At 59.0% G+C, this 13,219-nt stretch carries 13 protein-coding genes and 1 pseudogene; 5 read left to right on the plus strand and 9 right to left on the minus strand.

All coding sequences use genetic code 11. The features are described 5' to 3' along the window. The first annotated feature begins 125 nt into the window (after nt 1-125). On the plus strand, nt 126-446 hold the full coding sequence (locus ACVTFQ_RS26210; RefSeq protein WP_146618523.1) for a hypothetical protein: 321 nt from the start codon (nt 126-128) through the stop codon (nt 444-446). Nucleotides 447-2,155: 1,709 nt separating this feature from the next. On the opposite strand, the pseudogene ACVTFQ_RS26215 reads toward ACVTFQ_RS26210, so the two are convergent. From ACVTFQ_RS26215 to ACVTFQ_RS26230, 4 genes and pseudogenes are all read right to left on the minus strand, one after another. Beyond that, nucleotides 2,156-2,328: pseudogene (locus ACVTFQ_RS26215) on the minus strand (transposase); the annotation flags it as partial. Nucleotides 2,329-2,702: 374 nt separating this feature from the next. Next, on the minus strand, nt 2,703-2,975 hold the full coding sequence (locus ACVTFQ_RS26220; RefSeq protein WP_111563946.1) for a hypothetical protein: 273 nt from the start codon (nt 2,973-2,975) through the stop codon (nt 2,703-2,705). Between the two features lie 2,025 nt (nt 2,976-5,000). Beyond that, a complete protein-coding gene (locus ACVTFQ_RS26225) occupies nt 5,001-5,261 on the minus strand; it encodes a hypothetical protein (RefSeq protein WP_470424223.1) in 261 nt (86 codons plus the stop codon). A gap of 699 nt (nt 5,262-5,960) precedes the next feature. Then, nucleotides 5,961-6,908: a LysR family transcriptional regulator gene (locus tag ACVTFQ_RS26230; protein WP_112436015.1), complete on the minus strand. Its 948-nt coding sequence runs from the start codon at nt 6,906-6,908 to the stop codon at nt 5,961-5,963. Nucleotides 6,909-6,970: 62 nt separating this feature from the next. On the opposite strand from ACVTFQ_RS26230, the gene ACVTFQ_RS26235 reads away from it, so the two are divergent. Continuing rightward, nucleotides 6,971-7,894 (plus strand): SDR family NAD(P)-dependent oxidoreductase, encoded by a 924-nt coding sequence (locus ACVTFQ_RS26235; protein ID WP_111563950.1) that lies wholly within the window; start codon nt 6,971-6,973, stop codon nt 7,892-7,894. Nucleotides 7,895-7,963: 69 nt separating this feature from the next. Here the strand turns inward: ACVTFQ_RS26235 and ACVTFQ_RS26240 are convergent, their stop codons facing one another. The 4 genes from ACVTFQ_RS26240 to ACVTFQ_RS26255 form a co-directional block, all read right to left on the minus strand. Further along, nucleotides 7,964-8,410 (minus strand): carboxymuconolactone decarboxylase family protein, encoded by a 447-nt coding sequence (locus ACVTFQ_RS26240; protein ID WP_111563951.1) that lies wholly within the window; start codon nt 8,408-8,410, stop codon nt 7,964-7,966. A gap of 94 nt (nt 8,411-8,504) precedes the next feature. Continuing rightward, the gene (locus tag ACVTFQ_RS26245) at nt 8,505-8,942 is read right to left on the minus strand and encodes a cupin domain-containing protein (protein WP_111563952.1); all 438 of its coding nucleotides are present in this window, start codon (nt 8,940-8,942) and stop codon (nt 8,505-8,507) included. Nucleotides 8,943-8,957: 15 nt separating this feature from the next. Continuing rightward, nucleotides 8,958-9,710: an SDR family oxidoreductase gene (locus ACVTFQ_RS26250; protein ID WP_470424224.1), complete on the minus strand. Its 753-nt coding sequence runs from the start codon at nt 9,708-9,710 to the stop codon at nt 8,958-8,960. Between the two features lie 11 nt (nt 9,711-9,721). After that, nucleotides 9,722-10,234, minus strand: a complete 513-nt coding sequence (locus ACVTFQ_RS26255; RefSeq protein ID WP_111563954.1) for an RrF2 family transcriptional regulator — start codon at nt 10,232-10,234, stop codon at nt 9,722-9,724. A gap of 555 nt (nt 10,235-10,789) precedes the next feature. On the opposite strand from ACVTFQ_RS26255, the gene ACVTFQ_RS26260 reads away from it, so the two are divergent. From ACVTFQ_RS26260 to ACVTFQ_RS26270, 3 genes are all read left to right on the plus strand, one after another. Next, nucleotides 10,790-10,963 carry a DUF3606 domain-containing protein gene (locus ACVTFQ_RS26260; RefSeq protein ID WP_111563955.1) on the plus strand — a complete coding sequence of 58 codons (174 nt, stop codon included), beginning with the start codon at nt 10,790-10,792 and terminating at the stop codon, nt 10,961-10,963. A 3-nt stretch (nt 10,964-10,966) separates the two neighbouring features. Continuing rightward, on the plus strand, nt 10,967-11,770 hold the full coding sequence (gene xth, locus ACVTFQ_RS26265; protein WP_111563956.1) for an exodeoxyribonuclease III: 804 nt from the start codon (nt 10,967-10,969) through the stop codon (nt 11,768-11,770). A gap of 358 nt (nt 11,771-12,128) precedes the next feature. Then, nucleotides 12,129-12,389 carry a hypothetical protein gene (locus ACVTFQ_RS26270; protein WP_146618524.1) on the plus strand — a complete coding sequence of 87 codons (261 nt, stop codon included), beginning with the start codon at nt 12,129-12,131 and terminating at the stop codon, nt 12,387-12,389. A 481-nt stretch (nt 12,390-12,870) separates the two neighbouring features. Here ACVTFQ_RS26270 and ACVTFQ_RS26275 read toward each other — a convergent pair whose 3' ends face one another. After that, nucleotides 12,871-13,143, minus strand: coding sequence for a hypothetical protein (locus ACVTFQ_RS26275; RefSeq protein WP_111563958.1), 273 nt, complete (start codon nt 13,141-13,143; stop codon nt 12,871-12,873). Between the last annotated feature and the right edge of the window lie 76 nt (nt 13,144-13,219).

Below are 13,219 nucleotides of genomic sequence, written 5' to 3' on the forward strand. Positions count from 1 at the left end.
CGCGATCGGAAGGCTCGGCGCGATGACACGTCGCCCTGATCCGGCGGTCCCGCCCAGTAATGGTTCATGTTCCGTTCATGACGCAAGGTCCATGGTCCTAACATTACCAGTGGAAAGGCATAACCATGGATAGAAAAATTTCGCGTATCGGCACTGCCTTGGTTGCGGTTGTCATGGCCGCATCTAGCTTCGGCTTAGCTTCGGCCGCCCCGCTCTCGGCTCGCCACACGCAAGTGACATCGGGGATGGAACTTGTCCAGTATCGCGACGATCACCGGCGTGACTGGCGACGCGACCATCACCCTCGAGATCGCTACGAGCGCCGATACGACCGAAGGGGCTACTGGAACGGCCACAGAGGCTATCGCGAGTACCGCAAGGGCTATCGTCGACATAGTGACGGATATTATTATCCGCGGTCGGTGTTCCAGCTTTACATCCGATAGACGGCTTTGAAGTTGATGACGAGGCCCCGTCATGAATGGCGGGGCTTTTTCCTTGGGTCTGTTCGGTCCAAAGCGGCTAAAGTGAAAGCGCTGATGATAGTGGCGATCCTCGTCGCCGGGACATCCTTCACCGTCATCACTATCTGCTACGCACGTCACGAGCCCACCGGCCGAGCGGTTTGGTGGAGACCTTGACACTCGGGTCTCCCACCCCACGCCCTTCGCTAGCAAGCCAGGCCTACTGGTGCTCGTTTGCTATTTTTTCGTTTCGCCCACCAAACGTGTCTCGGGATTCCCGCTGGTGAGTGCTTGCCCATTACGCGTTACCCGGGGGATGGAAGTGAACGCAAGCCTCGGCGGTCGATCGTGTGAGACGCCAAGGCGCCTCATGCGTATCGCTCGGCAATCAGAAGCAATTTATTCGTGCGGTCGCTGTCGAAGTTATTGGTGACAAGAATTCGACCTCCTCGCGAGGCCGAATTCTTTCTTTGCCGCATGTCCCAGGAAGTGGACGGTGGCGCATCTAGTCGATCGGGTGTCATCGGTCAAGCATGCCATGAGGGATATCGGTGCAAGTCGACCACTTCTCTGACCTCTTTTGTGGGGCAGCCCCTCCGAGAGATGAAAGGTGCTGGCTAAAAGACGGATGAGGAACCCGTAAGCCGGTCATCGCGTGCTTGCTTGGATTGGCGACGGTGTCGAGCTAGTGCCAGAACTGGGCGTTCATGTCGTCGAGGTTGCCACCAACGAGATCCTCGCGAACATGCCGAAAAGGCCGTTCGACCTTGCCTTTTGCCCTGGCTCGGAGGCTTTGCACGCGTTGGGATGAAATCCATAATCGCGAACCACGTCAATGAGGGAAGGGCTGTGGATAATGTCCTGCGTTTGACCCTCGCCGACAACAGCGGTCTTCATTCGGTCGTGGAGCACCTCCCGCGGCGCACCTCGGAAGCTGCGATGTAACAACGTACGACGGTCGGCAGGCCCTGGTCCATGACGAAGCAAGCGCGGATCACAGGCGTCTTTTTAGAAACGTGGTGCTCCACGAGAATGTCTCAAGGTCATCGGATACATCCGTGGAGATCCAGCCTAATAAGCGGCCTTCATGGAAATTCGTCCAGGTCGTGGTCTCTTCACTTGCCATCCTCGGCACGGTTAACCTTGGGCCATGGGGTTGCCGACCGTCTTCCGCCATCGAGTAAGAGAGAGCCGTCGCGTTGTGGCCGCCGGTGCCGCGGCGTCGGGGGCTTGAGATCGAGGTCTCTCTTTTCCAAAAAGGCTCGACCCGCTCTTCACCAAGCGGTGGCTCCATGACGCCGCCCGCGAGCGTCACTCCATCCCGCGGTCCACGACCGGTCTCAGGCTGCCGGCGGGCGGGCGAACATACAAGCGCTCCGTCATGGTGCCGACGGCGTCATGCGAGATCCAGCGCGGAATGAGGTAACCCTCGATTATATATGCAACCCTTCGCGTTACTGATAGGCCCGATCCACATCATCTCGCCGGCAATAAAGTGCACGATCACGCCGAGCGAAACGACGCCATCGAAATCGTCAACCGCGACGGCTAAAAAGAAACCCCGCGCGAGGCGGGGTGAATTGGAGAGAGGGTAGCCGCGCGGGCATGGGGTATAAACGCGGCTGTCGATGAAACTCCCCGCGCGCCAGAATGTTCCCTGTCAACTCAGCGCCGCGCCATGGCCGCCGCCTGGCCAGCAGCTTCTTCAGCTTGGCGGTCTCGTCTTCCAAAGCCTTCAGCTTGCGGGCATCGGAAATCTCCATGCCACCGAACTTCGCCTTGTATTTGTAGAAAGGCGCGTCGGATATCCCGTGCTTGCGCCCGTCCTAGGGCCGTTCTCCTGCTCTTTCAATATCCCGATGATCTGCTGATCCGTGAACCGTGAACCGTGAACCGTGAATGTTTCATGCTGTCCGCCTCCTCAGAATGACGGACTCTACCAAGATTTGGAGGGAGCTTTGGGTCTCAGGCCATCGCCAATCGATTGGCGACGCTTAAAAAGCGCTGCAAAATAATTTCGGGTCTTCGCAAGGCGAGTAAGGTCCAACCATGGGCGACGTGGTCGATGTCGGTCATATTCGCTACACTCGTTGGGATACGAGAAAGTTGATGGCGAAGTGCTTTGGGAGAATCCGCTTCGCCTGTCCCTCGAGCTTGGAACTCTCGAGCGACAACCTATGTTAGCCGATCTAGAGAACAGGCCAATGCACCCCGACAGGTAGCAAAGGTTCTTAAGAATCAGTGAAGCGTGGCGTTAGGAATGTCCAGTTCAAATTTGGCGAGAAGCAGTGTGGCCTCTTCAACGACAGCGCTCGAGGATGGTGAGTAGTCCTCCGCGATAGCTAATTGATTCAGGTCAAGCTGGTTGGCAAATTCCTCGAGCATGGTCCATAGCTTGTCCCCGTCATGCTGAGCAATGGACGCCAATAAGTGCAGCCTTTTTGCTAGCGTTTCAAGGTGCAATTCGCGTTGTTCGATGGACATTTGTGAAAACTGGCTGATTCCAGACATCGGTTCGCTCCCTGGGGGTGCGCTGTCCGAAAACTGACCGAGAAGAGAGGTGACAACCATCCTTCGAATAGCATGTTGAAGATAGCGCAATCCACGCAAGTATCAATGGCCGCGCCTGGTGACGCATCTTCCCTTACTTGCAACCATCTAGCGTTCCACGGGGGGACGGCACCCGGGGCGACCCGTCTCTTTGAAATAGAACCGGCCGATTTTCGCGATCTCGCGAACGAGGTGATCGCGAAGGCAATATCGGTCGCAGATCTCGAGCAGCCTCGGCGCGGTAATCTCATATTCTTCGCGAGACAGATCGGCATCACCGATGAGATATCCGCCACCAGGTAGGGCAGCGGTTACGTCGCGACCGATATCAGCAACATCGCGGAAAAACGATTTCGCCCAGCAGACAGCGACTATAACAATACGACACAAAAGAATCGTTGTCACGTGCGCGCCGTAAACAGATTTTCGCTCCGACGCATACAAAAATGCGTGGGTCCGGCTCGTTCGTTTGCAACGGAGTGCTTCTCCGCTCCAGCTACTGGGTGGACGTAAACGAGAACGCCCCACAGCCGGACTGGAGACGGATCAGTCCATTATCTCTTTCAAATGTGGTGTGGAGAACCACTGAGCGTTGAGACCTTTTGGCTCTCCACTTGCCGAGCAAGACGTTGGGAGATTATCTCGGCGGGGCCAAATTCACGCCGCCACGAAATTTGCCGGCAGTGAGATAGCGGGACAACCATTTCGATTGCTCATCGCTGCATCATGACGGTTCGGGTCGCTGGACTTGGCTGCAGATGTCCAGAAAAGAGTGCCCCGGCAGCAATGATAAAGCCAGTGAGTAGCAAGCCACCCACGTAAATCGCAGTGTGATTTCGACTGTTCGTAGCCATTTTCTGACCCTTCGACCGCGTTGGCGAGGTTTCGGAATGATAAGCGGCGAAGAGCCGATCGCTTTGAGGGGAACCAGCTCTTCACCCTATCGCCATGTAATGCGTCTAACTCTCCATGACGATATCCTTAAACATCGAGCACGTCGTTCTGTTCCTCGTAGCGGCAGTATTTAAAGCAACAAACGGTAGGTCTTGGCGTTCACTGCTGAAAAGCGAATGCAGGTGATGACCTGCACCGATACGAGATTTCCGTAACCGCTGATGAGACCTGGCTCGTCAGCGCTGAAATGGAGGGGGAAGTCTTAAAGGTGCTTCGTTCGAGCTCGCGACGCGCTTGATGAAGCGTCTAAACCAGAAGGTTGCTCGGTGCGCTTGGCACTACTCACCGCGTCGTCCCCTATTGGTACGCCCCGAACAGCGGTGGGGACCCCCGGGAAGGCTCCCCACCCTTTAACCACGACAGGGCAAAGTCGGCAAAGCCAGCAGCGCGGTCGAAGCGTTAAACGGAGTAGATGAAAGCATGGGTGTGGAGAGCCAGGAGCGCAGAGCCTCGCGGCTCTCCACTGCCGAGGAAGCTGCTGTAAGGAGACCGTCTCGGCGGGGAAGAACACGGATGAGCGCAATTAGTTCCGACGCGCTTCCCGGGGCGGACCTGGTTCTGTTCGCTCGACGTTCTTGTCCTGCCTTGCAAGGACCGAGAAAAGGCCATCGGCCCTATCGAGTTAGCCGCCCGCACCGGGAGGGGCGTCATTCTCCATGAACTCCGGATACTGAACGACCTCCTTCTCGATAGTGTCAACAGACCTTTGCGGATGGTCACGGGTGATGTGGAATGTCGATCCACTCTCATCAAAGACGTCGAACCGTTCAGGCGGAGATTTCGAAAACAGCTCTAATGCTCGTTGCGCCGCTGCTTGGGGCGTCTCGGCGTCAACTGTAACGGAAGTGCTGACCCTAAACCTCTGTTTCCGCATATCTTTCGCCTTCGCTAAATGCTTCGGTGGGGAGAACCTCGCTGGAAGCTCCCCACCTTCGGCCGCTGTGCTGAGGATGGCTCTGCGTGAACCATCGCGCAACCTGTCGGTCAACGTGCGTAACGGCGCTCCGTTCCGTGGACCTAGCTGAAGTCCCGTCATTTTTGGTCGCTCAGAAATCTTCCAACGCTTTCCTCTATCTCCCCCAAAACCTCTTCGTAATAAGCTGTCCACTGCGCGGGAGCGTGTTTTTGAGATCGAATCCTATCCTGATGAACGGAGGCCCTCTCGTAGGCCAGGAAGAGCGCTTCCATGCGTTCACCCGAAGCGTGGCGGAGCTGATCTCGGAAGGCCGGCATCCGCAACATCAACTTCTTGCGGCCAAGCTCACGCTCTCTTTCCTCTTCCCTGTCCACCATCCGCGGCCCTGAACCCTATAACAATTCAACAACATGAACCTGTTGCCCGGCAGTTCGATCTCTCATTCTTAAGCGGTACAGAGCGTTGACGATGATGTCCTGGCCGCGCCCGGACCGACATGGGGCGGCCCGACCTGGTTGAGGCTGAGGGTCACGCCTGTTTCAAGCACCATTTCCTTCAGCAGCCTTAGAAGAGGATCGTACATCGGTATCGATCATCAATGGAATCTGCTTGAGGCTTCTTAGTTTAGCAAGCCCGCCGCTTCGAGCGGGCGTTAACGTCTCGCTTCATTAATCCGCTTACTCTGTATTTTCATGCAGGTGATCATCATGACCGTGCCGAGCGTCTCGGCGAGTTCTTCTGTACCCGGCCTGGAGCCTTCGTTTCGTACGATCGGCTCTAGAAACATCCAGGTGATGAGATATGGCCAAGCCACTTCCGGCCATGCGCATGATCGTCTCCCGGACACGGGGAGGGGGGTGTTCGAGGTCTTGGGTGGCGAGGACCGCGGGCATGGCGTTCCCCTCGGTTCGTCGAGCCAGCGGCCACTACCTCGAAAGCCACCGGTCGGAATGCCGGATACCGTCGATAGTCCATCGACACCGCTCGCGGGTACCGGGGTACGCGATCCTGAGTGAACGTCGGGATAGGGCGCGCACAGCTTGCATGTCGAGGAACTGACGCGGCGCCGGCCGGCGTCAGGGCGTCCGACGGCTCGATCCTTCGGCTCTCAGGAAGTCGAGGAAGGCTCGCATGCCCAAACCGAGGTGGCGATGCCGCGGGTAGTACAGGCAAAGGCCAGGATAAGGTGGGGTGCAGTCGTCAAGTACCTGCCGAAGGCTTCCGTCGGCGAGTGCGTCCGCCGCCATCCACCGCGTCACATATGCTAGCCCGCCGTCGTCGAGTGCCGCGGCCAGCAGAAGTCTGGAGTGGTCGACGATTAGCTTGCCGCTCGTGGCCATGACAACGTCCTCGCCGCGGCGCTGAAACTCCCAGCGATAGATCGACCCGCCCGCCATGCGAAGCTGGATACACTGATGCAGAGCGAGATCCGAAGGGCTATCGATGGGCGGCGCGCTGGCGAGATAGGCGGGCGACGCCACCACGATGTGCTGCTGATCCGGACCGATCGGGATCGCGACCATATCGTCCGGGACGAGCTCAGCCGCCCGCACGCCACAGTCGAATCCGCCCTCGGCGATGTCGACCATTCTTCCCTCCGACCGGATTTCAAATCGCATCTCCGGCTGAAGCTTCATGAAGCGCGTCAGCAGTGGCATGAGGACTTGCTCGGCGGCGTTGGCGTCGCAGTTTATCCGCACGAGCCCCGACAGCGAGGTAGCTTGTTCGTGCAGTTCCTCGACGGCCAGACCGATCTCCGCGAGTGCTGGCATGAGCCGCTCGGCAAGTCTACGGCCCGGCTCCGTCAGCGAAACGTTTCGGGTGGACCTGTGGAAGAGCTTCACCTTGAGACGCCTCTCTAGTCCAGCGACCGCGTGGCTCAACGCGGACGCCGTCTGGCCGAGCGTCCTCGACGCGGCACGAAACCCGCCATGTTCGGCCACGGCGAGAAAGGCCGCCAGCTCGCCCGGCGGAAGCGAACCAACTGTACGAATTATCTCATCATTGCGTGTGCCGTTGGTCATCTAGTTCACGAATGCCACGCGCTTATCTTCCCGGCAAGTCGAATGTCTTAAGGAGCACGACCATGACTTCATCCATCCCGTTTGGGTTTTCGTCAACCGCCGCCGACGTTCTGGAAGGCGTGGATCTTGCAGACCGCAATATCATCGTGACCGGAGGGGCTGGCGGCATCGGTCTGGAAACGAGCCGCGCCCTGGTCGCCGCGGGCGCGGCCGTGACCATCGCGGCCCGCTGTCCGGAGGAGGCCGAGAGAGCTGTCGCCGAGTTGATGCGAACAACACCTCGGGCTCGGCTGCGCGTTCGCCGGCTCGACCTCTCCGATCTTTCTTCCGTGAGGGAATTCACAAGGAGCTGGAACGAGCCTCTGCACGTCCTCGTCAACAACGCGGGCGTGATGGCCATTCCGGAACTGCGGAGAACGGCGGAGGGACGAGAGATGCAGTTCGCCACGAACTACGTAGGCCACTTCGCGCTCGCACTCGGCCTGCGGAAGCATCTGGCCAGCGCGAACGGCGCCCGCGTCGTATCCGTCGCCTCAACTGGCAACCTATTTGCGCCGGTGTTCTTCGACGATCCGGACTTCCGCTTCATTCCATACGATCCTCTGTTAGCCTATGGGCAGTCAAAGACGGCCTGCATTCTGATGTCCGTGGGGATAGCGTGGAATTGGGCATGCGACGGTATCACGTCCAATGCTCTCAACCCCGGAGCGATTGCGACTGGACTTCAGAAACACACCGGGGGGCTTAGAACGCCCGAGCATCTGCGCAAAACAAGAGAGCAGGGTGCGGCCACGTCGGTGTTACTTGCGGGATCGCCTCTGGTCGAGGGAATGTCCGGCAGGTATTTCGACGACTGCCAGGAATCCCCTGTCGTCGACGAGCGCGGAGCCGGGCCGTTGAAGGGCGTGGCAAGATACGCGGTCGATCCGGAGAACGCTCTCCGTCTTTGGGAGATGGCGACGCGGATGGTCTCGTCGCCGCTGTAGTTGGCGCAGCCTGCCGGACATTTGCGGGGAGGCGGCAGGCTACCTCCTTCTCGAGTGTTCCGGGCCTGTTCAAACCTTTGCCGCCACCGGAAGACGGAACGGCGCACCAAGTCGGTTGAAGGCGTTCATCGCGGCGATGGTGATCGTCAGATCGACCAGATCCTTCGGTTCGAAAGCTGCAGCGGCAGCGGCATAAGCCTCGTCCGACGCATGGGTCTGTCTCACGTTGGTCACTTCCTCCGCCCAGGCGAGCGCGGCGCGTTCCTGGTCGTTGAACAGGTGAGGCACCTCGTCCCACACCGGAACCAGTGTGATCTTGTCGACGGACATCGTCTTGCGCAGATCGCGGCTGTGCATGTCGATGCAGTGGGCGCAGCCGTTGATCTGCGACACGCGCAGGAAGACCAAGTGGATCAGCTCGTCCGGCCGGTTCGTCTTGGCGGTGACGTAATGGTGGACTGCATAGAGCGCCTTGGCACCATCGGGCGCGACCTCGGACCAGTTCATGCGGGACATGTTCGTTCTCCTTTGTTGAGGACGCGGTTTTCCGTTCGCCGGAGAACCGTCGTCAGGTGATCTGTGGTTTAGCGAATGGTTTTCGGAGGACGCTCTACGGCTTGCGCGGCGTCGTCAGGACGGTGTCGTCGGTATCGACGACGAAGACGGCGAGCAGCTTCGCCGGTTCGGTCTTGCTGGCATTGGCGCTGACGTCGTGCTGGTCGCCCGGCAGCTCGGTGAAGTTCTGGCCGGCGCTAAAGGTCTTCGTTTCGCCACCGTTCACGGCGCTCTGGATCGCTCCCTCGAGCACGGTGGCGTAGATCAGCGCGGACTTCGCATGCGTATGGGCGGAGCTGTAGCCTCCTGGTCCATACTCGACGAGGACACCCTTGATGCTCTTGCCGGGAACGTCGTCCAGGGGGTGCTCGTAGACGAGCGTCACCTTGGCGTCCTTCGTGTCGTACGCGAGTCCGGGCTTTGCGATATCATGACCGGACGCCGGGGCAAGGGAGGCCGCGAGTGCCGCGGCAGCATGGAGAATGGTCTTCATGATCGTGCGCTCCTCTTAAGCCTTCAGCCATTCAGCAATGGTGATCCGGCCTTCACTGTACTCTCCACCGGGAACCGGTGAGCCTCTGGCGACAGGGGCTCCGAAGTAGTCAACCCCGGCGTCCGCGGTCACCGGCCTGCCGTCGCCCTTCGCATCGAGATACGCCTGAATAAAGGACCCGAAGGGCGCCCGTTCAGGTCCGGCAACGTCGACCGTTCCGTTCTTCGGGTCACCTAATGCGATTTCCACCAGTGCGGCGGCGACGTCGCTGGCCGCGATCGGCTGGAAGTCGATATCAGGAACTTTCACCGCGCCGTCGGCCGTATAAGCGCCAGCCAGGGTCTCGAGGAACTCGTGGAACTGCGTTGCCCGGACGATGGTGTACCCTTGGCCGGACGCCGCGACGGTCTCTTCCTGCGCCAACTTGCCGGCCATGTATGGATTGGCCGCGAGCTTCTCGGCGTTTACAATGGAAAGGACGACGTGTTGGCGCACGCCGGCGGCCTTTTCCGCGCTCGTTAGGTTGCGGCTCGACGTCCCGAAGAAGTCGGTTATCACGTCCTTGTCGAACGACATCATGTTCGAAACATCGATGACGGCGTCGGCGCCCGCGAGCATATCGGCCAGTCCTTCTCCCGTGTAGGCGTTGATGCCATTACGGGAGCTCGCGACGACGGCCTCATGGCCGGCGTCCCGCAGCAGCTTCACCGCCTTCGAGCCAATCAGGCCCGTGCCGCCGATGACGACGACCTTCTTCATCTTGGTCATGGTGCTTTCTCCTATGACGAGGCGCGATTGCCCGTCTTGCGTTCGTGGAGTTCAAGGAAGGCGCATCCGCGCGCGGCGATACCGCCGTCGTCGTCCGCGCCGAGATCCGCAAGAAGGTCCGCGACGGACACCTTGGCGAGTTCCGCGCGATAGGCCTTCTCGGCCTTCAGCATCGCGGCGTTGATCTGGCAGGGCTTGGTGAAGTAGCGCCGCGGCAGAGGGTTCGGCCCCCGCTGGCGGATTTCGGCGCACCGGAAGGCGGGCGCCGGCCCCTCGACCGCGAGGACGATGTCGAGCAGGCTGATGTCCTTTGGCGCCTTGGCCAGTCGATAGCCACCCTTCGGTCCAGGTGTGGTCGCGACTATGCCGGCGCCGGACAGCGCCTGCAGGTGCTTGAGCAGATAGCTTGTCGAGATGCCGTGGAGCTCGGCCAGTGCCGCCGCCGATAGCACGCCCTCCTCGGACAACCCCGCCAGGAATGCCGTGCAATGAATGGCCTGTTCAACGCCTTCGCTCAGTTTCATGTTGCATCTCGCAATCGTGGATATAAATTATCCATGATTGTCGCCGTGTCAATCCCGGATTCGGTGGACCGGTCGAAAATCGGAACATGAGATTAGAAAATCGAGTTTCGACGCCTTTCGCGCGACCGCATGGTTTCCAATCGCTTCGTGGGGAGAGCGTGCAATTCGAACTGTTGTCGCTTCGCGGGCGTGCTTGGGCGCCCGTCTGATTGGGCTTCGTGTCCCCACTGGACGCGAGCCATGCTCGACCAATCCTCCGCGCTAGGTCAGCGATCGGTTTCCTCGTTCCTTGAAGGATGAATTTTTACTCGCGCCGACCAGCAACATTTTGCTTCGGCTCCGGACAAGCGCAACTCAGCGCCAGTTCCGAAGCGTTTCGCAACTGTGGCGTATCCCGGGCCCGAGGCTCAGGAAACCACGCCTTGCTTTCCTCGGGGGCTCGCCTGCCCGGCGCGCGACAATGGCCGCGGCATGCTGGGAGTGACTTTCGACCTAGGCGGTGGAACTTCCTGATTCCATGCCCGTTTTCTCGATGTCGAAACTTAGGAGGCTGTCATGACAACCACATCGAGAGGCCGCTCCCAGGACCGTGCGAAAGTCGCCGGCGCTCAGGATCACGAAGTCAAGTACGAAGCAAAGAAGCAAGGCGTATCGAAGGAAACGGTCAAGAAGGCCGTGAAGAACGCTGGAAATTCCCGAAAGAAAGTCGAAGCGGAAATCCGACATTAGCCGGTGAAGCTCGCGACCTATAACGTAAACGGCATAAACGGCCGGCTCGAGATCCTCCTGAGATGGCTGGGAGAGGCCGAGCCGGACGTCTGCTGCCTGCAGGAGTTGAAGGCGCCGCGGGAGAAGTTTCCAATCAAGGCAATCGAGGCAGCCGGCTACGGCGCGGTCTGGCAAGGCCAAAAAGCGTGGAACGGCGTCGCGATCCTCGCCAAGGGACTGGAACCTCACCTCACAAGGATGGGGCTTCCGGGCGAACCGGAGGACGAGCAAAGCCGCTATATCGAGGCGATCGTCGATGGGATCGTCATTGGTGGCCTATACCTTCCAAACGGCAATCCTTATCCAAGCGCGAAGTTTGACTACAAGCTTCGCTGGTTCAAGCGTCTCCAAGATTACGCGGCCGAGCTGCTGCAACTCGAAGTGCCGGTCGTGCTCGCCGGGGACTACAACGTCATGCCGACCGAGCTAGACGTCTACAAGCCGCAGCGCTGGACAGACGATGCCCTTTTCCGCATCGAGGTGCGGGAGGGGTACAAGAACCTCCTCGGCCAAGGGTGGACGGACGCCCTTCGTCATCTGCATCCAGACAAACGCATCTATACGTTCTGGGATTATTTCAGGAACGCGTATGCCCGCGATGCCGGGCTTCGGATAGATCATTTGCTGCTGAGTTCGGAGGCGGCCGAGAGATTGGCGAAGGCGGAGGTAGATAAGCATGTGCGCGGCTGGGAACACACCAGCGACCATGCTCCCGTCTGGATCGAACTCAGCGATGAACCCGTTAAGAAAAAGAGAAAGAAGCGGTGACTAGGATCGGCGAGCACTTGCCTAAGGGCCATCATTGCCGAATCTCGTGACGCAGATTGCCTGGCGCCATGGTTCATCGGGAAAAGCACATATCAAGGGGTGGGGTAGCCCCCGCGATACGAGCCGCGTGTGACCAGGTAGTGGTGTCGACGTCTTCGCAGGCGCTGGTACAGACACTCTAACGGTAGGATCCACAGAGGCAGGTCTCACACACTTCAATTCTCACGGTTGTAATTTTGCCGCGGCGCGTTGGCAAGCAGCAGTTACTGCTTCCTTGCCATGAAACATCCTGTATTTCGCGATCTGCAACGGACGGTTAAAGTCGCCGGGCAAGGTCGAATCGTATGCGGCCGAGCAGGTGCGCATCACCAAAGCCACCATGGTTTCAGCCTACGGATACGACGCCCTGCAAGCTCAGCCCAACAAGGAGCGCGATCTTCGTCCCAAAGGCGCTCAGGCCCTTGACGAGTATCGGAAGCGCGCCGAAGCCGCTCTCAGCGCGGAACAATCCGACAATGACCGCATGGAACAGCAGATCGCGGATTATGAAGCAAAACTGGCTGACGCTAACCGCTGCCGCATTACTCCCGGTCTTCGCGAGTGGCTACAGTCCAAGTGACAGGAAGAGCGCCGCGGCCGAGATCAAGGGCCAGGCGCAGGCAAACGTCCCACTGCCGGAGGCGAAGGGCTTCGAGTTTTAGGGGGCAACGAGCCCTTCGCCTGTCACTCAAGCGTGTCAGGGCACTCCCAAGCGACCAGGCCATGGTAGCCGATCTGCTAGCGAGAGCAAGATTGAGCCTGTGTCGGTGATAAAAGAAACCCCGCACAAAGCGGGGTTAACTGGAGCGAGGGTAGCCGCGCGCGAATCGGGGGGCAAACGCGGCTGTCGCTAAGACACGTGATCGAAGGGAACGTTCCCGGGTCCGATGATTTTCTTGCTGGGCTTCGCGTTCGCAAACAGTTCCTCGTTGCAGCGCAAATCGCTAATGTAGTTGCGGCGCGTTCTTAGCCGGGGTCAAAGAGTATCCAGATTAGCCGCAACGGAAAGGCTGTTGACGCGGCTCCGGACAACTTCGATCGCGCCCACTGGTTCCATGGATTTAATGAATCGTACCGTTCAGAAGGTCCCACTCAAACTTTGCGAGTAATAGTGTCGCTTTTTCGATCACATCATTGGCAGCTGCCGAATAGTCCTCAGCCATACCCAGATAGTTCGTGTCTAGCTGGTCCGCGAGTTCATCCAGCATCCACCACAGCTCATCGCCATCACGTTTGGCGATTGAGGCAGAGACACGAAGTCTCCTGGCCAACGTCTCAATATAGAGCTCGCGCTGCGCTATCGACATTTTGGAAAAGTGGGTCAGTCCAGACATTCATCGCTCCCTTTGGGTGCGCTGTCCGAAAACTGAGAGAAGATAGGTGACAACCATTCTTCGAAGAGCAAGTGGT

The organism is Rhizobium sp. O111 (genome assembly GCF_055616315.1).